Raw genomic sequence first — 21,396 nt, forward strand, 5'->3', positions numbered from 1 at the left:
CGACGCCCGGCCCGGCGCGCGACTCGACGCCCGGCCCGGCGCCCGGCCCGGCGCGCAACCCGACGCCCGGCCCGGCCCGCCGCCGCGGGCCTGTCACGGACCGGTGCGCGCCCCCGGGCCACCCCCCGCCCATACCTCGGCGACCAGCCCCTGCCAGGCGTCCACCACGGCGCCGAGCTCGAAGTGCTCCAACGCGTGCGCCCGGGCGGCCGCGCCGAGGCCCGCACGGTTGCACGCCAGCACCTTGGCCAGCGCCTCGGCGAGGGCGAGCGGGTCCCCGGGGGCGACGAGCGCGCCGGTCGCGCCGTCCCGGACCACCTCGCGCACCCACCCGACGTCGGTGGCGACGGCGGGCACGCCGGCCAGCGCCGCCTCGATCAGCGCGCCGGGCACGCCCTCGCTGTCGCTGGTGAGCAGCAGCGCGTCGGCGGCCCGGTAGAGCGGCGCCGGATCGGGCAGGGCGCCGAGGAAGTGGGCGCGGGCGGCGGCCGGGTGGCGGGCCAGCGTCTCGCGCAGCGGGCCGTCCCCGGCGATGGCCAGCCGGACGTCCGGCAGCCGGTCGAGGACGTCGAGGGCGAGGTCGAGCCGCTTCTCCGGGGCGATCGCACCGATCCAGGCGACCAGCAGGACGTCGGCGGGCAGGCCGAGCGCGTGCCGGGCGGCGCGCCGGTCGGCCCGGCCGTCGGCGGGCGGATAGCTCTCGGCGGCCCGGGAGTTGGAGATCACGTGCACCTTGCCGTCGGGCAGCCGGAACTGCCCCTCCAGGACGGCGCGGGCCTCGTCGGTGAGCGTGGTGACGGCGGCCGCGCGGTGCATCAGCGCGCCGCCGCGCACCCGGCGCAGCCGGTTCGCCGTCCAGTAGCGGGGGTGGCCGACGGAGACGTAGACGAAGGGGGTGCGGGTGCCGGCCAGGGCGAGGGCGCAGGCCGCCAGGGTGTCGGAGCCGTGGGCGAGCACCACGTCGGCGCCGCGGGCGGCCGCGCGCAGCGCCCGCAGGGTGCCGGGGCGCAGGCGGCCGGAGCCGAGGACGGCGGCGCGTAAGTCCTCCTCGTCGGCGCAGGCGCCGGGGTGCGGGTCGGGCTGCCGGTCGGGCTGCCGGTCGGGCCCGTCGGGGCTGGCGCCCGGACCGGCCCCGGCGCGAACTCCGGTGCGGTCCGCGGCGCGGGGCCCGGGGAGGGCGGGCCCGGTGGGCCCGGGGGACGGGTGCGGGGCGAGGGCGCACAGGGCGGAGGCCTGGCCCCGGCGGCGCAGTTCCCGGTGGAGGTCACGGGCGAAGTTCTGGGCGCCGCCGCGGCGTGGATCACTGATCAGGTGCAGGACGCGGGGACGGGTTCCGGCCGGGTCGGCCGACGTATGGTCGGACATGGACCGACCTTGGCACAGCGCCCCGCGCCGTACAGCCCCTTCGCGCAACCTGGTGGTGGCCCGTGCGCCCGCGTGAATACACCTGATGTGCGCTGGTCGACTGCGGCCGTGCGCCGGTTGCTCCCGTCGTGCGCCCTGTTCCGCCCCCTCTCGCCCTGCCTCGCTCTGCCTCGCCTCGCCGCACCCCGGCGTCCGACCCCGGCCGCCGTACGGCTGGCGGGCCCGACGGCCACCTGCGATGCTGATCACCAGTCAGGGGGCGTCCGGCACGGGAGAACGGACGCGCCCGCAGCGGGCGGGGGTGGCCGGTGCAGGTGCTTCTGGTGGTCGACAGCGTGAACCGGACCGGCGGGGCGGAGCGCGCCCTGGTCTCGATGGCTCCCCAACTGGTGCGCGCCGGAGTCACGTTGGACGTCGCCTACCTCTACGACTCCCCCGGCGGCTGGCAGCCGGAGCTGACCGCGGCGGGCGCCGCCGTGTTCGGCGTCGGCCGACCGACCGGGGCCGCCACCGCCGCCGCGCTGCGCCGGCTGATCCGCGAACGCCGGCCCGATCTCGTCCACACCGCCCGCCACGCCTCGGACGTGCTCGGCCGCGCCGCCGCCCTGGCCGCCCGCACCCCGGTGGTTTCCAGCCTCCTCGACCCGGCGTACGGACCGGAGCAGTCGGCGGCGCACGGGGCGAGCCCCTGGCGGATGCGCACCGCGCAGGCCCTGGACGCGGCCACCGCCCAGGGCGCCCGCCGCTTCCACGCGCTCACCCGGCACGTGGCCGGCACGATGGCGCGGCGGCTGCGCATCCCCCGACGCCGGATCGACGTGGTGCCGCGCGGGCTCGACCCGGAGCTGCTGGGCACGGCCACCCCGGAGCGGCGGGCCGCCGTACGCGGTGCGCTGGAGCTGGCGCAGGACGTGCCGGTGGTGCTGGCCGCCGCCGGCCAGCACCACCGGAAGGGCCTGGACGTGCTGTTGACGGCCTGGCCGGCGATCCGGCACGCGCAGCCCGGGGCCGTCCTGCTGCTCGCCGGCGCGGCGGGCCCGGAGAGCGCACGGCTGCGGGCGCTCGCCGAGTCCGCCGGGAGCGTCCGCCTGCTCGGGCCGCGCGAGGACGTGGCCGACCTGATGGCCGCTGCCGACGTGCTCGCCGTGCCGTCCCGCTGGGCGGGCCAGGGCGGCACGGCGATCGAGGCGATGGGCGTCGGGGTGCCGCTGGTCTGCGCGGACGTGCCGGCGTTGCGCGAGACGGTCGGCTCGGAGGACTACGCCCGGCTGGTGGCGCCGGAGCGGCCGGCCGAACTGGCGGCGGCGGTCGTCGACACGCTGGACGACCGGGCGGCGGCGCGGGTGCGGGCGAAGGCCGCGCGGGCACGGTTCCTGGCCTCGTTCACGCTGTCCCAGGTGTCCGCGCACATGGTCGAGTTCTACGAGCGCGCGCTGCGGGTGCGGCCGCTCTGACCCCTGCGACCCGGCGGCGGCCGGATCGACCCGTACGCGGAGCGCCCGGGCTGCGCCCGGACCCGGCCGGCGCGTCCTGCGGCCGGTTACGCGGATCGGGTGAACGCGGTTGGACCTCGGCCCGGCCCGGTCGGCAGGATGTCCGGCCGGGGCGACCGTCGCGCTGCCTCACCTCCCCCTTCCCCGTACGGATTTGGAGTCACCCGGTGTTCAAGGGATTCCGCAGCTTCCTGCTGCGCGGAAACGTGGTGGACCTCGCAGTCGGCATCGTGATCGGCGCGGCCTTCACCGCCGTGGTCACCGGGTTCGTCACCGCCTTCCTCACCCCGCTCATCGGGGTCGCCACCGGCGCCGTCGGCGACTTCACCCAGAAGACCTTCGAGGTGGCCGGCACCCGGTTCCCGTACGGGGTCTTCGTCAACGCGCTGATCGGGTTCGTGCTGGTCGCCGCGGTGATCTACTTCGCCGTGGTGCTTCCGGTCGGCAGGCTGCAGGCGCGCTTCGAGTCGGCCAAGCCGGCGCCGGTCGTGAAGGTCGACTGCCCGGAGTGCCTGAGCCCGATTCCGGCCGCGGCGACCCGCTGTTCCTTCTGCACCTCGGAGGTCGCGGGCCGGCCGGGCCTCCCGGCGCAGGCGCAGGCGTTGCAGGCGAGCTGACCACGGGCCCGAGGCCGCTGACGGGGACTTTATTCCCGAAACATTCACGAGCCCTCGTCGGACCGTCGGCGGGGGCTCGAATGCGCCGGCGCACGCCCTGTCCGCAAAAGTTTCTCCGGCGGGCCCCGAACCGTCCACCGCCCGGTCACCGCAAGGGTTCGCCGCGCCGCCGTCCGGGTACTGTTCGATCACTGACGGCACGCCAAGGTTGTCCGGAACTGAACGCCGGTATGTCCGTTCTTCCTACTTTCGAAACCTTTGTGCGAGCGAAGACTGTGTAAACAGTCGAACTGCTCCCCCTCCCGCTCTCCTCAGCAGGCGCGTTGTGGGCTTACCGTATGCCCCATGACCTCGCCCCGCTCCTACGACGGAGTCGGCTACCCCTCTCCGTCCTTCTCCTCCGGCACGCCGATCTACGACAGCCTCGTGGCTGAGCGCGGCGTCCCCCAGATCGCACCCATCAACGTGCCGGCGGCCCTTCCGCCGGCCATGTCGTCCGGTTACGGGGCCAGCGCCGGCCCGTCCTACGAGAACCGGTACGGCAACGGGTACGAGAGCGCCGGCAGCAACCTCCCCGCGCTGCCGCCCGCCCGCCTCGCCCTGGGCCCCGGCCCGAGCAGCGGCCCCTCCGCCGGTCCCGCCACGGCGTACATCCCCGCGCAGCCCGCGCCGGCGTACGCCTCCGCGCCCCAGCCGCCCGTCCCCGGCTACGGCGCCCCCCAGCAGTACCAGCGGCCGCAGCCCGCCGCACCGGCCTTCGCGCAGACCGCCAGCGGCGGCTACCAGCCGACCGGCGGCCAGAGCTTCGGCGGCCAGAACACCTTCATCGGCGGCCAGGGCGGCCAGCAGTCCTTCGGCGCGCAGCCGATCGGCGGTCCGGGCGCGTTCGGCCCCGGGCAGCCGGGCGGCCAGCCGCAGGGCGGTCCGCAGAGCCTCGGCGGCCAGCAGTCCTTCGGCGGCCCCGGCCAGGCCGGCCCCGGCTTCCAGGGCCAGGGCGGCGACCAGGGCTTCGGCGGCGCCCAGCTGCGCCCGGCCATGGCGCCGGTCCGCCCGATGCAGCCGCAGCGCCCGGGCCCGTACGGCGAGCCCGGCCACAACGCCTACAACGTGGGGGGCCAGCAGGGCGGCTACCAGCAGCAGGGCCAGGGCTACTGAGCCACTGACCTCCAGGGCCGGACCCCACCCGGCCCGCACCCGCACCACCTGAGCACCACCCGGCGCGCTCCCCGCGCCGGGCGTACGGAGAAACGGGTCATCCACGGACCGCCCGGAACGCCCCCCACGGCGTCCCGGGCGGTCCGTGCGCGTACGGGGGCCCTGCGGACCGCCGGGAACCGGCTGGCAGGATGGGGGAATGCAGCTCACCGGACTCCACGTCTACCCCGTCAAGTCCATGTACCGCCTGAGCCCCGACACCTCCGCCGTCGAACCCTGGGGCCTGGCCGGAGACCGCCGCTGGATGCTCGCCGACACCACCGGACGCTTCGTCAGCCAGCGCGAGAACGCCGCCCTCGGCCAGATCAGGCCCGACCTGCTCCCCGACGGCGCGCTCTCCCTCACCGCCCCCGACGGCTCCCGGATCGAGGTCCCCGCGCCCGCCGTCGCAGCCGGCGACCCGCTCGCCGAGGTCGAGGTCTGGGGCACCCGCTTCCGCGCCGCCGAGGCCGCCAAGGAAGCGCACCGGTGGATCGCCGAACACCTCGGCGACTACCGCCTGGTCCACCTGGACGACCCGCACGCCCGGCCGGCCGACCCCGACTACGCCGAGCCCGGCACCACCGTCTCGATGGCCGACGGCTTCCCCCTGCTGCTCACCACCACCGCCTCGCTGGAACGGCTCAACGAACTGATCGCCGCCGAGCACCCCGACGGCCACGAGCCGCTGCCGATGGAGCGCTTCCGCCCCAACGCCGTGGTGGGCGGCGCCGAGCCGTGGGCCGAGGACGGCTGGCGCCGGATCCGGATCGGCGACCTCACCTTCAAGGTCGTCAAGCCCTGCGGCCGCTGCGTCATCACCACCACCGACCAGGAGAGCGGCGAGCGGCGCGGCCCCGAACCGCTGCGCACCCTGGCCCGGCACCACCGGCTGCTGAAGAAGGCCGCGTTCGGGCAGAACCTGATCCCGGAGCGGCCGGCCGGCACCACCGGCGACGTGCTCGGCACGCTGCGCGTCGGCGACCGGGTCGAGGTCCTGGAGGACGGGGCGCAGTGGCCCGCCGACGCGCGGGGGTGAACCGGCGGCGCTCCGGTTCACCGGCTCCCCCCGCCGCCGCCCCCGCGGCGCGTCCCCGTCTCGGAACCACAGGTGTGCGCGCTCGTTGAACATGTGGTCGGAACCTGTGGCGAAGGCGCGAGCCCCCGGTGCCCGCGCGACCGCGGCCGACCGGACCACCCATGGAGGCGCGCTACGGTGGGCGGGCGGCCCGCGCGTACGGCCCGTTGAACGCCGGCTCGACGAAGGTGGGGACGACAGACCGTCATGGCAGAGCACAGGGTCCGGGTCACCCAGGACAGCGCATCCCGCTGGCGCCGCCGCGCAGGCGAGTACGACACCCTCGCGGAGGCCCTCGCGGCCGCCGAACCGGGCGACACCGTGACCGTCCGGCCGGGGACGTTCCGGGAGAACGTACTGCTGGACAAGCCCGTGACGATCGTCCCGGCCCAGGGCCCGGGCACCGTCCGGATCGACCCGCCGTCCGGAGTGGCGCTGACCGTCACCGCCGACGCCATCGTCCGCGACCTCGTCGTCGAAGGCGGCGACAGCTCCACCCCGGCCGTCCTGATCACCGGGCCGCAGACCGCACCCTCGCTCAGCGGCTGCCGGATCGAGACCCGCTCCGCCACCGGCATCGAGATCACCGACGGTGCCCGGCCCACCCTGCGCGGCTGCGTCGTCGCCAACCCGGCCGGACTCGGGCTGCGCCTGCACGGCCCCGGCACCGCCGCCGCCCTGGAGGACTGCGAGGTCGCCGCCGCCGGGCAGGCCGGACTCGCCGTCCTCGGCGGCGCCACCGCCGCCCTCGACCGCTGCCGGGTCCACCACGCCGTCGGCGCCGGCGTCCTGCTCTCCGACCCGGGCAGCGCCGCCGAACTGACCGGCTGCGAGATCTACGAGATCCGCGGCAGCGGCGTCCAGGCCGAATCACAGGCCCGCGGGCGGCTCGTCGACTGCGAGATCCACCGGGTCACCGGCAACGGCCTGACCCTGGACGGCGAGGCCGAACTCGTCCTCACCGGCTGCCGGGTGCACGACCTGCCGGAGAACGGCGCCGACCTGCGCGGCCGCTCCCGGCTCAGCCTCAACCACAGCACCGTCCGGGACTTCGGGCGCGGGGCGCTCTCGGTCTGGGACCAGGGCACCGAGGCCGTCGCCGAGTCCTGCCAGATCCACGGCTCCACCGGCGAGTACCCGGCACTGTGGGTCAGCGACGGCGCCCGGCTCACCCTCACCGACTGCTCGCTGTACGACCTGCCGGACGCGCTGTTCGTCCTCGACCGGGACTCCGCCGCCACCGCCGCGGACTGCTCCTTCAGCCGGATCCGCAGCTCGGCGGTCTCGGTCAGCGGCGGCGCGGCGGTGACCCTCACCGGCTGCCGGGTCCAGGAGGCCGGCACCGGCCTGTGGTTCCGCGACCACGGCAGCGGCGGCCTGCTCACCGGCTGCGAGATCTCCGACGTGGCCACCGGGGTGATCGTCACCAAGGGCGCCGACCCGGTGCTGCGCGACTGCACCGTCCGGGCCAGCACCGACGCCGGCGTGTACGTCTCGGCGCAGGGGCGGGGCACCTTCGAGGACTGCCGGGTCTCGCACGGCAAGGGCTTCGGCTTCCACATCATCGACGGCTGCCGCACCCAGCTGACCCGCTGCCGGGCCGAGCAGAACGAGCGGGCCGGCTTCGAGTTCTCCGAGCCCGGGCCGGTCGCCGAGGGCTGCACCTCGGACGACGTCGCACCGGCCGCCGGCGCGGCCGAGGTGCCAGGCCCGCGGGCCGCCCAACTGGCCTCCGCCAGTGCCCCGTTGGCCGGGATGGCCGGGAGGGCCGGTGCGGCCGGCACCGCCGCCGCCACGTCCGCCGCGTCGGCCGCCACCTCGGCGATCGCCCCGATCCCGGACTGCCGGCCCGCCGACGAGGCGCTCGCCGAACTGGACGCGCTGGTCGGGCTGGCCACCGTCAAGCAGGAGGTGCGCACGCTCATCGACCTGATCTCGGTCGGCAAGCGCCGCCGCCAGGCCGGGCTCAAGGCGCCCTCGCTGCGCCGGCACCTGGTCTTCACCGGCGCCCCCGGCACCGGCAAGACCACCGTCGCCCGGCTCTACGGCGAGATCCTCGCCTCACTCGGGGTGCTCCAGCGCGGACACCTGGTCGAGGTGGCCCGGGTCGACCTGGTCGGTGAGCACATCGGCTCCACCGCGATCCGCACCGCCGCCGCCTTCGACCGCGCGCGCGGCGGGGTGCTCTTCATCGACGAGGCGTACGCGCTCGCCCCCGAGGACGGCGCGCGCGACTTCGGGCGGGAGGCCATCGACACCCTGGTCAAGCTGATGGAGGACCACCGGGACGAAGTGGTCGTCATCGTGGCCGGCTACACCCTGGAGATGGAACGCTTCCTCTCCGCCAACCCCGGTGTCTCGTCCCGCTTCTCACGCACCGTCACCTTTCCCGACTACACGGCGGACGAGCTGCTGGAGATCGCCCGGGCCCAGTGCGCCGAGCACGAGTACGCGCTCGCCGAGGCGACCGAGGGCGTACTGCTGGACCACTTCGCCCGACTGGAGCGCGGCCCCAACTTCGGCAACGGGCGCACTGCGCGGCAGGTCTTCGAGACCATGGTCGAGCGGCACGCGATGCGGGTCGCCCACCTCGCGGACCCCTCGACGGAGGAGCTCCAACTCCTCGTCCCGGCCGACCTACCGGGCGCACCGCTGCCCTGACGCCGGGGGCTCGGCGCTGTGGCGTCGGGCGGGGAGGGCGGCGAACAGATAACAGAGTCTGAAATCTGTTATCTGAAAGCTGTTATCTGTTATCTGTTCGCTGTCATTTGTTCGCGGTCATTTGTTCACCGCCGCCGCCAACACGAGCGGGTGGGCAGGCAGGCGAGCGGGCGGGGCCGGAGACCTCGGCGTCAGCCCGTCCAGGCGCCGCCGGCGAGGAAGGACTCCAGCACGGCCCGGTACGGCGCGATGTCGATCCGCTCGCCGGCCAGCCAGTCGTCCGAGTAGTACTTGTCCAGGTATCGGTCGCCCGGGTCACAGATCAGACCGACCACGCTGCCCCGCCGCCCCGTCGCCCTCATCTCGGCGACGATCTTCAGCGCGCTCCACAGCCCCGTCCCGGTGGACGCCCCCGCCTTCTTCCCGAGCACCTGCTCCAGCACCCGCACGGCGGCGATGGAGGCGGCGTCCGGCACCTTCATCATCCGGTCGATCGCCCCCGGGACGAAGCTCGGCTCCATCCGGGGCCGTCCGATGCCCTCGATCCGCGAGCCCCGCTCGCAGACGGCGTCCGGGTCGTGGTGCACCCAGCCGTCGAAGAAACAGGAGTTCTCCGGATCGGCGACGCAGATCCGGGTGTCGTACTGCATGTAGTGCACGTACCGGGCGATGGTCGCCGAGGTGCCGCCCGTCCCGGCGGTGGCGACGATCCAGGCCGGCTCGGGGTGCGGCTCCAGGCGCAGCTGGGCGAAGACCGACTCGGCGATGTTGTTGTTGCCGCGCCAGTCGGTGGCCCGCTCGGCGTAGGTGAACTGGTCCATGTAGTGCCCGCCGGTGCTCTCGGCGAGCCGGGCGGAGGCCTCGTACACCTCGTCCGAGCGGTCGACCAGGTGGCACTCGCCGCCGTGGAACTCGATCAGGTCGATCTTGGCCTGGCTGGTGCTCTTGGCCATGACCGCGATGAACGGCACCCCGACGAGCTGCGCGAAGTACGCCTCCGAGACGGCGGTGGAGCCGCTGGAGGCCTCGATCACCGGCTTGCCGGGGCGGATCCAGCCGTTGCAGAGCCCGTGGAGGAAGAGCGAGCGGGCGAGGCGGTGCTTGAGCGAGCCGGTCGGGTGGGTGGACTCGTCCTTGAGGTAGAGGTCGATCCCCCACTCGCCCGGCAGCGGGAAGCGCAACAGGTGGGTGTCGGCGGAGCGGTTGGCGTCGGCCTGGACCTTGCGCACCGCCTCCTTGAGCCAGGCGCGGTACTGCGGGTCGGTCCGGTCGACATCGACGGTCGGCTCGATGCCGGTGGTCGGCGCGGCGTCGACGGTCGGCTCGACGGTCGGCTCGACGCTCGCGGTCGGCTCGATGCCGCTCGCTCCGCCGGACTGGGTCCCGCCGGATTGGGTGCTCATGGCCACTCTCCCTCGTTACGACCCCCCACTGCTCACTACGAGTGTAGGAGAGTCACGATAAGTGACCGTTTTCGCAGTCCCAGCTTCCGCTTATCGCCCCTGGTCCGACCTGTCGCCCCCCAGCCCGACGCCCGGCCCCGGGTTCAGCCCGCCGTCACCGACTGCGGGTCCGCCAGGTACGGCCCCCAGCCCAGCTCCGCCGCACCCGCGAGCGCACCGTGCGCCAGCTCCGCGCCGACGATCGGCACCCGCCCGCTGCGCCCCCACAGGCTGCGCTCGGCGACCACCGCGCGCAGCCGCTCGGGCGCGGCCTCCAGCAGGTCGAGGTGGAGCCCGCTGAGGACCACCCGGTCCGGGTTGAGGATGTTGGCGACGCCCGCGAGTCCGAGCCCGAGCCGGTCGATGACGTGTTCCACGGCGGCCCGCGCGCGATCGTCGGTGGCGGCCGCCCGGCACAGTTCGCGCGCCTGGTCGAGCAGCGGGCGCCCCGGTTCGGGGGTGAGCCCGGCGGCGGCGAACAGTGCGTCGGGGTCGGTCTCGGAGTTCAGGCAGCCCCGGTTGCCGCACGGGCAGAGCCGGCCCTGCGGGTCGACGGTGAGGTGGCCGACCTCCAGGGCCAGCCCGGCGCTGCCGGTGTGCAGGTGGCCGTCGATCACCAGCGCACCGCCGACGCCGCGGTGGCCGGAGGTGACGAGGAGCAGGTGACGGGCACCGCGCCCGGCACCGTGCCGGTACTCGGCGAGCGCGGCGAGGTTGGCGTCGTTGGCGAGGGCGGTGGGCAGTGGCCGACGGGCGCCGGGGCCGTGGTCGGCGCGGCCCACCTCGACGTCGTACAGGTCGGCGACCGGGGTGCCGCTGGGCCAGGCGAAGTGCAGTGCGGCGAGCGCGGCGCCGTCGGGTTCGGTGACCGGGTTGGGCAGGGCGAGCGCGGCGCCGAGGCAGCGCCGGCTGGTCGCGCGGGCGAGTTCGGCGCCCGCCTCGGCGACGGCGCGCAGCATCCGGACGGGGTCGGTGGCGGCGGGCAGCGGCAGGTGGACGGGCGGGTCGAGCAGGCCGCCGAGGCCGGCCAGGGTGACGCTCAGTCCGTCGGCGTGGATCTGCCCCGCGACCACGACCGGGCCCTGCGGGTCGATCGCGAGCCGGTGCGAGGGGCGTCCGCGTCCGCCGCCGGCCGGGCGCGAGTCGACGGTGATCAGCCCGAGCGCCTCCAGTTCGGCCGTGACGGCCCCGGCGGTGGCCCGGGTGACGTCCAGCGCGCGGGTGAGCGCCGAGCGGGTGGGCGTCTGTCCGGTGTGGATGAGCGAGAGCGCGGGGCCGAGCAGCGTCCGACCGCGATCGGGGGCCGCGCGGCGGTGGGCGTCGCGCTGCGCTTCGAGGTCGGTTCCGGAACCTGGTCGCGGACTTGAAGGTGAGAGCTGCACGCCCCTATTGTGACTTTGTGCCGCTTCGAAACAAAATCCGCCCGCGTCCTCGACCCGACCAGACCTCCCCCCAGTCTCTCAGCACACCCCCCGGCACGGACAGCCCCTGGGGCTCGGCACGGCTCGCACTCACCGCGTTCTTCGCCGTCGACGGCTTCCTCTTCGCCGCCTGGGTGGTCCGCATCCCGGACATCCGCAGCCAGGTCAACGCCTCGCACAGCGCCCTCGGACTGGCCCTGCTCTGCCTGTCGATCGGCGCCGTCCTCACCATGCCGCTCGTCGGGCGGCTGTGCCTGCGGTACGGCTCGCGCCCGGTGACCGTCGGCTCGCTCGCCCTGCTCAGCCTCGCCGTCCCGCTGCCCGCACACGCCCACTCGGTCACCGCGCTCGGCGGCGTGCTGCTGCTCTTCGGCGCCGGGTACGGCGGCGCCAACGTCGCGATGAACAGCGCAGCCGTCGACCTGGTGGCGCAGCTGCGACGGCCCGTCATGCCGAGCTTCCACGCCGGGTACAGCCTCGGCGGTCTGCTCGGCGCGGGCCTCGGCGGGCTCCTCGCCGGTGCGCTGAGCACCGCCTGGGCGCTCGCGCTCGGCGGTCTGCTCGGCCTCGCCGTCACCGCCGCCGCAGGCGCCGCCCTGCTGCGCAGCCCCGCCGCCCTGCTGCGCAGCCCCGCCGCGCCGCTGGTCGCGCCCGGCCGCACGGGCGACGGCGACGCCATCGGCGACGACGCGAACGGCCACGACACCCGCACCACGGCCGGCCGCGCCGCCCCGCACCTGCGGCTGCTCGTCCTGCTTCTCGGCCTCACCGCGCTGTGCACCGCGTACGGCGAAGGCGCGATCGCCGACTGGACCACCCTCCACCTCACCGACGACGTCCACGCCAGCCCCGGGACGGCCGCCGCCGGGTACGCCGCGTACGCCTTCGCCATGACCAGCGGACGGGTCGGCGGCACCTGGCTGTCCATCCGGCTCGGCCAGACCCGGCTGATGCTGCTCGGCGGCCTGACCGCGGCGGTCGGCATGCTGGTCGCCGCCCTCGCCCCGGTGGTGCCGCTGGCCGTCTGCGGGTTCGTCCTGGTCGGCCTCGGCCTCGCCAACCTCTTCCCCCTCGCGATCGCCCGGGCCGGTGCGGCGGGCGGCCCGCAGGGCGTCGCATTCGCCTCGACGCTCGGGTACGGCGGCATGCTGATCGGCCCGGTGGTGATCGGCTTCCTCGCCGACGCGGCGGGGCTGCCGATGGCCCTGACCACCGTCGCGGTGGCGGCCACGGCGGCGGCGCTCCTGCCACTGGCCGTCCGTCGGCGTTGGCCGTCCGTCGGCACTGACCGTCTGTCGGCACTGACGGGAGCACCCGGGTCGTCGGCACGGCCGGTGTCCGACCGTCCCCACCGCCGACGGCCCCGGGCGACGCCCGACGCGGCCGCGCGCGGACGTGGTGGCAGGATGCGGGCCATGACGAGCAGCGGACGGATCCAGGTACTGCGGGCGGCCGAGCGCCCGGCCACGGCGTGGCTCAACGGGGGCGGGGTGACCAGGGAGGTCGCCGGCTTTCCCGTCGGGGCCGGGCTGGACGCCTTCGACTGGCGGGTCAGCCTCGCGGACGTCGCGTCGGCCGGGCCGTTCTCGCCGTTCCCCGGCGTCGACCGGGTGATCACCCTGGTCGAGGGCCCCGGCATGACGCTCACCGTCGACGGCGCCGAGCAGCTGGTCGACGCGCCCTTCCGCCCCTTCGCCTTCTCCGGTGACGCCGTGACGGACTGCCGGCTGTCGGCCGGCCCGGTGGTCGACTTCAACGTGATGACCCGTCGCGGCCGGGTCGCTGCCACCGTGGACGTGCTGACCGCACCGGCCGTCGTGGACGTCCCGCCGGGGGCGACCGTCCTGCTGGTCTGCCTCGCCGGTTCGGCCGCCGTCGACGGTGACACGGTGCTCGACCGCTACGACGCCGCCCTGCTGAAGGGGGCCGGTCCGCGCGAGGTGCTGGTCCGGGCCGGCGGGGTCACCGCCGTGGTCACGCTCCGCCCGTCGCGCTGACGCCGAGGAACCGGGGCGCGCGGGCGCCCGGACACCGGAACGCCGCGGCCCGGGAGGGAGGTCTCCCGGGCCGCAGCGTTCCGGTGGGTGCGGCTCAGCCGCAGAACACCGGTGTGGCGTGCGCCGGATCCAGGGCGTTGGTCACCAGGTGCAGCGCCGTCGGCGAGAACGCGATCACCACGTGCTCGGCGAGCGTGATCGGGCAGTGGTTCTGCAGCACCTCGTTGTCGACGGCCGGGCCGGTCAGGAACTGGGTCCGCCACGGGGTGACGACCTCGTCGTACACGGTCGAGATCACCGTGTAGCTCACGCCCGGCACGGTGTCCGGGCGGGAAGCCATCGTGCGGTTGAAGTCGGAGCCCACCGCCTGGTCGCGGCAGGCCTGGCAGACGGTGAAGATCAGGTCCGCGACGCCGGGGAAGTACGGCACGAGCTTGGTGATCCCGTCGAGCGTCGTGCCGTGGTTGGACGGCGCCAGGCCGACCAGCCGGCCGACCTTCGCGGCCCCGCCGAGGAACTTCAGGTAGTAGTTCGGCAGCATGCCGCCCTGCGAGTGCCCGACGATGTCGACCTTGGCCGCGCCGGTGGCCTTCAGCACCAGGTCGACGAACCGCCCGAGTTGGGCGGCCGACTCGGGCACCGGGCCCAGGCCGCCGATCGGCAGCAGCAGGCCGCTGCCGCTGGAGGTGATGCCCGGGATGGTGCCGTAGTCGAGCGCGAAGACGCAGTACCCGAGGCCCTTCAGCAGCGGGGAGAGCGCGAGCCAGTTCTCGTAACGGTTGGCGAAGGTGCCGTGCACGAGGACCACCGGATCGGGGTGGGCGGCGCTCGGGCGGCAGTTCCAGTCGTTGGCACCGGGCGGCGAGGCCACCGAGTCACCGTCGGGCGGCAGTTCGGCGGCGGCGGAGGTGGCGGCAGCGCTGAGGGAGCGGGCGGCGGCGGGCGCGACGGAGGGGGACGTCGCGGCGCTCGCCGGGGCGGCCGACGCGCCGGCCAGCAGCGCGCCCGCCAGCACGGTCGCGCCGATGGCCCCGCCGAGCCTGCGGCGCACGGGAGTTGCGGAGAAGCGGAGAAGTGGGGTTCTCAACTGTTGCCTCCACGGCGGAAGTTTGTTACCAACAGGTAACCCGAGTGGCTCCATCATGCGGTCGCCCCTCCGGCCCGGCCCTTGGGCGTTCCCCAGACCTGGACGGTGTTCTCTGTGACCGGTCACAACGCACCCGCCGCCTCGCCCGGCCGCTCACCCGACGCCACACCCCCCTCCGAGCCGCACTCCGCACCCGCCGCGGCAGCCGACCGCACACTCGTCCGTGCGCCCGAGCCCACCGCCGTCCCCGACCACACCACCGTGCGCGCGCCCGACCGCGCTCCCGACCGCGTGCCCGACCGCACCGCCGACCGCACGCCCGGCTGGCGCGTCCCGGTGATCGGCGGCCGGCCGGCCGACCAGCGACTCCTGGGCGGTGTACGCGAGTTGGCCGAGAGCGTGGTCGCCGCCCTGCTGGACCGCGTGCCGGTGTACCACCGCCTGCCCCGCGAACAGCTCACCGGCGAACTCACCCGCGACACCGAGCGCCGGATCCGCGCCCTGGCCCACGCCGTCCGCACCGGACTCCCCGCCCCCGACGAGGAGTTCGCCGCCGTCCGGGAGGCCGCCGCCCGCCGCGCCGAGGAGGGCCTGCCGCTGGACGCCGTCCTGCTCGCCCACCACCTCGGGCTGGAGGTCTGCTGGGAGTTCGTCACCCGGCACGCCCGCGACGGCGACGCCGCCGACCTGCTCGTCCTCAACCGGCTGCTGCTCGACCAGCTCCGCCAGGCCACCACCGCCGCCGGCGCCGGCTACCTCGACGAACGCCGCCCGACCGGCGACCGGCGCGGCGCCGCCCGGCAGTCGCTGCTCACCGCACTGCTCGCCGGCACCCCGGCGGACGAGGCCGCCGCCCGGGCCGGGCTCCAACTGCCGCCCCGGTACGCCGTCCTGTGCCTGTCCGTCGCCGACCATCCCGACGAGCACGCCCCCGGCGTCGACCCGGGCATCGCCGGCCGCCGCAAGCTCCGCCGGCTCGTCACCGAACTCGACCACCGGACGCGGCAGTCGGCGATCACCGCGCTCACCCCCTCGGGCGGCCTCGTGCTCGTCCCGCTCGGGCCGCCCCCGGAGGCCCGGCCGGAGCCCCGGCCGGAGCGAGCGTCCGGGCGCCCCGGCACGCCCGCCGAACTCCCGTGGCAGCACCTCGCCGCCACCGTCGCCGCGGCCGCCCGGGCCGGAGGCGTCCCCGTCCTGGCCGCGGCGGCGGCCGCCGCACCCGACGAGGTGCCGGGCGCGGCCGCGCTCGCGTACGAAGTCCTGGACGTGGCCCGCACGTTCGACCGTCCGCCCGGCCTGTACCGGCTCGACGACGTCCTGCTCGAATACCAGCTCACCCGCCCCAGCCAGGCCCGCCCCCGGCTCGCCGCACTGCTCGAACCACTGGCCGACGGCGGCGAGTTGCTCACCACCCTGCGCACCCACCTGGCCGGCGGGCTCAACCGGCGGCACACCGCGGGCGCCCTGCACCTGCACCCGAACACCGTCGACTACCGGCTGCGCCGGATCGCCGCCCTCACCGGCCTCGACCCCGCCCGCCCCGCCGACGTCCTGCGGATCACCGCCGCCATCGCCGCCCGCGCCGCCGAACAGGCCCCCGCAGTCCGATAGCGACGTACCGGCACCCGCCCCACCGGGAACGGCGGCGCGGGTGCATCAGCCCTGCTCCCCCGGCAACCGCAGGTCCCACCCCACCAGGGCCCGCAGTTGCTCCGCCGTCACGCCGTCCGGCACCGGCTGGGGTGCGTCGTGGCGCAGCGGCGGCTGCCAGCCCTCCTCGGCCGTCCAACGGCGGACCACCTTGGCCGGCGCCCCGGCCACCACGCTGTGGTCGGGCACCTCGCCGCGCACCACCGCGCCCGCCGCGACCACCACGTTGCGGCCGATCCGGGCCCCCGGCAGGATCACCGCTCCGGTGCCGATCCAGCTCCCGGCACCGATCTCCACCGGTTCGTTGCGCGGCCACTGCTTGCCGATCGGCAGGTCGGTGGACCGGTACTCGTGCGCCTGGTCGGAGATGTAGACACCGGGCCCGGTCCACACGTCGTCGCCGAGGACGATCGACTGGTGGCCCACGATGTGGCTGTCCCGGCCGATCACACAGCCGCCGCCGATCCGTACGATCGGCTCGGGCCCGAGGTCGAGGCCGGGCAGGAAACCGGCGCTGATGGTGACCCGCTCGCCGATGATCGAGAACGGCCCGATGGTGATCCACTGCTCGTTGAAGACCGCGCCGAGCGGGAACGCCAGTGTCGTACCGTCGCCCAACTCGCCGAACCGGTACGGCCCCGGGCTCTGCCGGGTGACCGCACCGGTCCGCTGCACCCAGCGCCAGCCCCGGTGGACGAGGCGGCTGGCGGCACGGCGGCCACCGGCTCGGACCGCGGAGAGCAGCGAACGGGTTATCGGCATGCCCTCACGTTACCGGCCCGTAGGGTCCGGCCGGCCGCCGGGCGGTCAACATCACACCGGCCCCGCACCCACCCTGGCCTGCGGCCTCCCACGGCCAGGCCCGGCCCTCCACCCGGGCGGGTCCGAAAACCGCAACCGGCCGGCGGGCTCCGGTGCAACACTCCCCCCATGGAGATCACCGAACACATCGACGCCCTGCGCCGCGAGGGCACCCTGCTCGCCGAAGCGGCCGCCCGTACCGACCTCGCCGCCCCCGTGCCGACCTGCCCGGACTGGAGCCTCAACGACCTGCTGAGGCACGTCGGAAACGTCCACCGCTGGGCCGCCGCCTACCCCTCCCAGGGCCTGCCCGCGCCCCTCGACGAGGACGGCAGGCGGGCCGTGATCGGGCCGGCGCCGTCCGACGCGGCACTGCTCGACTGGTTCCGCGAAGGCCACGCCGCCCTGGTGGACACGCTCACCCGGGCCCCGGCCGACGTCGAGTGCTGGAGCTTCCTGCCGTCGCCCAGCCCGCTCGGGTTCTGGGCCCGCCGCCAGGCGCACGAGACCGCCGTCCACCGCGCCGACGCCGACGCGGCGGCCGGCACCGAGGGCCCCCGGGTGGACACCGCTCTCGCCCTCGACGGCATCGACGAACTGCTGGGCGGCTTCGTGGCCAGCAGCCGCTCCCGGCTGCGCAGCGAACGGACCCGCACCATCGGGGTCCGGACCACCGACGGCCCCGGCTCCTGGCAGCTGACCATCACCCAGGAGCCGCCGACCATCGGCACGGGCGGCGCCGCCGAACCGGCCGACCTCACCCTCACCGGCCCCGCCCACGACCTGTACCTGCTGCTGTGGAACCGGCTCCCGGTCGGGTCCGCGCAGGTCGAACTCGCCGGCGACGAGGCGCTGCTCGAACTCTGGCGGACCAGCGCGGTCATCGGCTGAGGCCGCGCTGCACGTAGCGCGCCGCGGGTAGCGCGCCGCGGGTAGCGCGCCGCGGGTAGCGCGCCGCGGGTAGCGCGCCGCGCGCTGGGAGCGGGAGCCGGGGGGGTGGAGCGGCCCGGGGTCAGCGCACCCAGCGCGCGGGCCGCTTCTCCAGGAACGCCCGCATCCCCTCCTGCGCCTCCGCCGACCCGAACAGCCGCGCCGACAGCTCCACCAGCCCCTCCGCGTCCCGCTCGAAGGACCGCACCACCTCGGCGTTGGCCAGCCGCTTGGACTCCGCCAGCCCCTGCGGGGAGCCCTGGCGCAGCGCGTCCAGCAGGCCCTTCAACGCGACCCCGGTGTCCTCGGCGGACTCGGTGGCGCGGGTGATCAGGCCGATCCGGGCGGCCTCGGCGGCGTCGAAGACCTCACCGGTGAGGTAGTAGCGGGAGGCGGCGCGCGGGTCCAGCTTGGGGCGCAGCGGCAGCGAGATCACAGCGGGCGCGAGGCCGAGCCGGACCTCGGTGAACGCGAAGGTCGCGGCCGGCCCGGCGAGGGCGAGGTCCGCCGCGCCGATCAGGCCGAGGCCGCCGGCCCGGGCGTGCCCGTCGATCACGGCGATCACCGGCTTGGTGCAGTCGACGATCGCCCGCTGCAGCTCGACCAGGCCGCGCGGGCCGACCGTCGGGTCCGCGCCGGTCGCCTCGGACAGGTCCGCACCCGCGCAGAACACCTTGCCGGTGTGCCCGAGCACCACGGCCCGGACCTCCGGGTCGGCCGCGGCGACCGCCAGACCGGCGTGCAGCTCGGCCATCAGCCGGGTGGAGAGTGCGTTGCGGTTGTGCGGCGAGTCGAGGGTGATCGTGGTGACGGCGTCGGCGGTGGTGACGCGGACGAGGGGCTCTGCGCTGGTCATCGGCGGGGCCTGCCTTCCGGCTGAGGGTGGGTCGGACTGCCGCGCCGCCCCGGGTGCCCGGGCGACGCCCGGACGACTCTGGCACGCCCACCCACCCCTCGGCCAGAGCCAATCTGGCCCGAGGCGCTGATCGGGATCGAGGCCCTCGCGCTCGTCCGGGAGCAGCCGCGTCACCGAGCCTCGGCGTACCCTCCCCGTCGCCCGGCCCACCGGACGGCGGGGCCCATCGCCAGGCCCGCCGCCGCCAGCACCGCGCCCAGGACGGCCCAGCCGGCCAGACCGAACCCGATCACGGCAGTGCTGACCAAGGCCGGACCGGCCATCATCGACGCCGCCGAACCCGCGTTGTACACGCCCTGGTAGGCGCCGTGGTCGCGCTCCCCCGCGAGGTCGTAGCTGAGCGCCCAGCCGCCGGCCTGGCCGAACACCTCGCCCAGCGACTGCAGCGCGATGCCGCCGAGCACCACCACGGCGGCGACGAGCGCGGGCAGGCCGTGCGCGAGGCCGACGACCAGGCACGAGGCGGCGAGCAGCAGCCCCCCGCGGCCGCAGAGCCGGGCTGCCGTCGCCCGGTCCTCCGTCCCCCGGGTGGCCCGCACCTGAAGGGCGATCACCAGCAGGGTGTTGACGATCAGGGTGCCCGCGACGGTGATCCGGGGCGCCTCGGTGTCATGGACGATCCACAGCGGCACGCCGACCTCCAGAACGGCGAACTGCAGGGCGAGGACCGCGTTCAGCACCGTCACGACCAGGAACGGGCCGTCCCGCAGCGCCGGATTGCGCCGCTTGCCCCGCCGGGCACCGCCGTCCCCCGGTTCCGCGGACGGCGCGACCGGGGCCGGGTGCGCGTGGGCGGGGAGGCGGTGGGCGGGGAGGCGGTGGAACAGCACGGCGACAACCACGAAGGAAGCGGCGTCGGCCAGAATCGCCGTCAGATAGGCCGGCTTGGTGTCCACCTGGAGCGCGATCGCGCCGACGGCCGTCCCCAGGCAGATGCCCACGTTGGTCACCACCCGCAGGTAGGCCCGGCCCGCCACCCGGCGGTCGGGCGGCAGCACCTCGGCGTAGAGCGCGTTCCGCACGGCGGCGGACCCGCGGTCGACGGCCGCGACCCCGCAGGCCAGCACCACGAAGGCCGGATAGCTGTGCACGAGCGTGTACCCGGCGGTGCCGACCGCCTGCACTGCGACCAGCACGACCAGCACCGGCCGGGCTCCCCAACGGTCGGCGGCCCGCCCGGCCGGCACGCTCGCGACGACGCCGCACAGGCCGGCGGCGGTCAGCCCGAGCCCCAGCTGGGCGGCACTCAGACCGAGCACCCGGGTGAAGAACAGCACCGCGACGGACAGGGACAGGCCGCTGCCGATCGTGTTGACCAGAGTGATCCCGGCCAGCCGCCGGACCATCGGGTCGGGGTGCAGCCGCCGTCGCACGGCGCTGACGAGCCCGCCGCCGGCCTGCGGGCCTGCGGTGTCTCCGGGGTTTGCGGTCGTTGCGATCGTTGCGGTGTCTGCGGTGCTTGCGGTGGTTGCCGTGATGGCGGCGCCTCCGGGCATGGCGGGGTCGGGTCCGGACGTCTCCGCCGGCGAGGTGGTGGTCATGTGCTGATCACACCGCCGGACGGCCCGGGTCCGGTACTCCTTTAGGCTCTGGCTAAAACCAAGCGCCCCACGCGCCCCAGCCCCGGCGCCCATGCGCCGCGCCGCAGGAGAGCACCCCCCGTGCACCGCTTCACGCTCGGCCTGGCCGACCTCGCCACCACCTGGTTCGCCGTCTCCCCGATCCAGGAGGCCTCGCTCAGCCTGCGCATGTGGACCCACCCCGGGGTCTACCAGCTCCAGACCCCGGCCTTCGAACGGCTCCGGCCCGCCTTCGAACGGCTGGACTCCACGCTGCTGCTGTCGCTCATCGCCGGGAACCGCTGGATCCCCGACTTCCTGACGCCCCGCCCGACCTCGCCCGCCGCCGACTTCCGCACCGAGCTGGCCACCGTCCGCGCGCTGCCGCCGGAGCAGCTGCGCCCCGAACTGGAGCAGGTCTTCCTGCCACACGGGCGGCCCCTGCCCGCCGCGCTCGCCACCGGACTGGCCGACCCGGCGCGGCTGTTGCAGCGGATCGCCGATGCGCTGGAGGAGTACTGGGAGGTCTGCCTCGCGCCGTCCTGGTGGCCGCAGGCCCGTGCGGTCCTGGACGCCGACCTGGTCTACCGGGCCCGGCTGCTCTCCCAGCACGGCGCGGCGGCGCTCTTCGCCGACCTGGACCACCGGCTGCACTGGGAGGACGGCGTCCTGTCGATCAACCGCCGGTGGACGGACTGGGACGCGGAGACCGCCGTGGACGGCCGCGGCCTCGTCCTCATCCCGACCTTCTTCGCCCGCGGCGCGATCACGATGATCAGCAACGAGCGTGCGCCGCAGATCAGTTACCCGGCGCGCGGCCAGGCGGGCATGGCCGGCCCGGGGACGCCGGTGCCGCCGCGGGCGCTGGAGGCGCTGGTCGGCGCGCCGAAGGCCCGACTGCTGGCCCTGCTCGCCGAACCCGCCTCCACCACCGACCTCGCCTACCGGCTGGGCGTCACCCCCGGCGCGGTCAGCCAGCACCTGTCCGTCCTCGCCGCCACCGGCCTGGTCACCCGGGCCCGGCACGGCCGCTCGGTGCTGTACCTGCGCAGCCCGCTCGGGGACGAACTGACGGGGGCGAACAGGTGACAAGTAACAGATAACAGATTAGTACAAATGTTATTAGCTTTATTTAAGTTGTGAACAGTTAGGCCCCCCCCCCCCCCCCCCGGCCCCACCCCCCCC

At 75.4% G+C, this 21,396-nt stretch carries 15 protein-coding genes and 2 pseudogenes; 10 read left to right on the plus strand and 7 right to left on the minus strand.

Annotated features, from left to right (window positions below):
- Positions 1-93: 93 nt before the first annotated feature.
- The gene (locus ACFVHI_RS12480) at positions 94-1,365 is read right to left on the minus strand and encodes a glycosyltransferase family 4 protein (protein ID WP_380338357.1); all 1,272 of its coding nucleotides are present in this window, start codon (positions 1,363-1,365) and stop codon (positions 94-96) included.
- Between the two features lie 323 nt (positions 1,366-1,688).
- Here ACFVHI_RS12480 and ACFVHI_RS12485 point away from each other — a divergent pair, with 323 nt between their 5' ends.
- The 5 genes from ACFVHI_RS12485 (at position 1,689) to ACFVHI_RS12505 (ending at position 8,408) form a co-directional block, all read left to right on the plus strand.
- Positions 1,689-2,819 carry a glycosyltransferase family 4 protein gene (locus ACFVHI_RS12485; protein ID WP_244293514.1) on the plus strand — a complete coding sequence of 377 codons (1,131 nt, stop codon included), beginning with the start codon at positions 1,689-1,691 and terminating at the stop codon, positions 2,817-2,819.
- Positions 2,820-3,025: 206 nt separating this feature from the next.
- Positions 3,026-3,475: a large conductance mechanosensitive channel protein MscL gene (mscL, locus tag ACFVHI_RS12490; RefSeq protein ID WP_063350160.1), complete on the plus strand. Its 450-nt coding sequence runs from the start codon at positions 3,026-3,028 to the stop codon at positions 3,473-3,475.
- A 345-nt stretch (positions 3,476-3,820) separates the two neighbouring features.
- Positions 3,821-4,630: a DUF6643 family protein gene (locus ACFVHI_RS12495; RefSeq protein ID WP_380338361.1), complete on the plus strand. Its 810-nt coding sequence runs from the start codon at positions 3,821-3,823 to the stop codon at positions 4,628-4,630.
- A 199-nt stretch (positions 4,631-4,829) separates the two neighbouring features.
- A complete protein-coding gene (locus ACFVHI_RS12500) occupies positions 4,830-5,708 on the plus strand; it encodes an MOSC domain-containing protein (RefSeq protein ID WP_380338363.1) in 879 nt (292 codons plus the stop codon).
- Positions 5,709-5,954: 246 nt separating this feature from the next.
- Positions 5,955-8,408, plus strand: a complete 2,454-nt coding sequence (locus ACFVHI_RS12505; protein ID WP_380338366.1) for a right-handed parallel beta-helix repeat-containing protein — start codon at positions 5,955-5,957, stop codon at positions 8,406-8,408.
- A gap of 191 nt (positions 8,409-8,599) precedes the next feature.
- On the opposite strand, the gene ACFVHI_RS12510 is transcribed toward ACFVHI_RS12505, so the two are convergent.
- Together ACFVHI_RS12510 and ACFVHI_RS12515 are read right to left on the minus strand one after the other, a co-directional pair.
- Positions 8,600-9,811 (minus strand): PLP-dependent cysteine synthase family protein, encoded by a 1,212-nt coding sequence (locus tag ACFVHI_RS12510; RefSeq protein WP_380338369.1) that lies wholly within the window; start codon positions 9,809-9,811, stop codon positions 8,600-8,602.
- A gap of 143 nt (positions 9,812-9,954) precedes the next feature.
- Entirely contained in the window at positions 9,955-11,232 is a 1,278-nt protein-coding gene (locus tag ACFVHI_RS12515) for an ROK family protein (protein ID WP_079136045.1), read from the minus strand.
- Between the two features lie 17 nt (positions 11,233-11,249).
- Between ACFVHI_RS12515 and ACFVHI_RS12520 the strand changes: the two are divergent.
- Both ACFVHI_RS12520 and ACFVHI_RS12525 read left to right on the plus strand, forming a co-directional pair.
- Positions 11,250-12,533, plus strand: a pseudogene (locus ACFVHI_RS12520) (MFS transporter); the annotation flags it as partial.
- 204 nt (positions 12,534-12,737) lie between these two features.
- Positions 12,738-13,268 (plus strand): annotated as a pseudogene (locus tag ACFVHI_RS12525) (HutD family protein); the annotation flags it as partial.
- Positions 13,269-13,362: 94 nt separating this feature from the next.
- On the opposite strand, the gene ACFVHI_RS12530 reads toward ACFVHI_RS12525, so the two are convergent.
- A complete protein-coding gene (locus ACFVHI_RS12530) occupies positions 13,363-14,355 on the minus strand; it encodes an esterase/lipase family protein (protein ID WP_380338372.1) in 993 nt (330 codons plus the stop codon).
- 114 nt (positions 14,356-14,469) lie between these two features.
- Here ACFVHI_RS12530 and ACFVHI_RS12535 point away from each other — a divergent pair, with 114 nt between their 5' ends.
- Complete coding sequence (locus ACFVHI_RS12535) at positions 14,470-15,966, plus strand: PucR family transcriptional regulator (protein ID WP_380338375.1); 1,497 nt, start codon at positions 14,470-14,472, stop codon at positions 15,964-15,966.
- A 45-nt stretch (positions 15,967-16,011) separates the two neighbouring features.
- On the opposite strand, the gene ACFVHI_RS12540 is transcribed toward ACFVHI_RS12535, so the two are convergent.
- Positions 16,012-16,767 carry a DapH/DapD/GlmU-related protein gene (locus tag ACFVHI_RS12540; protein ID WP_063350155.1) on the minus strand — a complete coding sequence of 252 codons (756 nt, stop codon included), beginning with the start codon at positions 16,765-16,767 and terminating at the stop codon, positions 16,012-16,014.
- Between the two features lie 168 nt (positions 16,768-16,935).
- On the opposite strand from ACFVHI_RS12540, the gene ACFVHI_RS12545 reads away from it, so the two are divergent.
- Complete coding sequence (locus tag ACFVHI_RS12545; protein ID WP_380338378.1) at positions 16,936-17,697, plus strand: maleylpyruvate isomerase family mycothiol-dependent enzyme; 762 nt, start codon at positions 16,936-16,938, stop codon at positions 17,695-17,697.
- A 121-nt stretch (positions 17,698-17,818) separates the two neighbouring features.
- On the opposite strand, the gene ACFVHI_RS12550 is transcribed toward ACFVHI_RS12545, so the two are convergent.
- Together ACFVHI_RS12550 and ACFVHI_RS12555 are read right to left on the minus strand one after the other, a co-directional pair.
- Positions 17,819-18,592, minus strand: coding sequence for an enoyl-CoA hydratase family protein (locus ACFVHI_RS12550; RefSeq protein ID WP_063350153.1), 774 nt, complete (start codon positions 18,590-18,592; stop codon positions 17,819-17,821).
- A 170-nt stretch (positions 18,593-18,762) separates the two neighbouring features.
- Positions 18,763-20,193 (minus strand): MFS transporter, encoded by a 1,431-nt coding sequence (locus ACFVHI_RS12555; protein ID WP_380338381.1) that lies wholly within the window; start codon positions 20,191-20,193, stop codon positions 18,763-18,765.
- Between the two features lie 120 nt (positions 20,194-20,313).
- Here ACFVHI_RS12555 and ACFVHI_RS12560 point away from each other — a divergent pair, with 120 nt between their 5' ends.
- Positions 20,314-21,300 (plus strand): ArsR/SmtB family transcription factor, encoded by a 987-nt coding sequence (locus tag ACFVHI_RS12560; RefSeq protein WP_380338384.1) that lies wholly within the window; start codon positions 20,314-20,316, stop codon positions 21,298-21,300.
- Positions 21,301-21,396 lie beyond the last annotated feature (96 nt).

This window comes from Kitasatospora sp. NPDC127121 (assembly GCF_042677305.1).
GTDB lineage: Bacteria > Actinomycetota > Actinomycetes > Streptomycetales > Streptomycetaceae > Kitasatospora.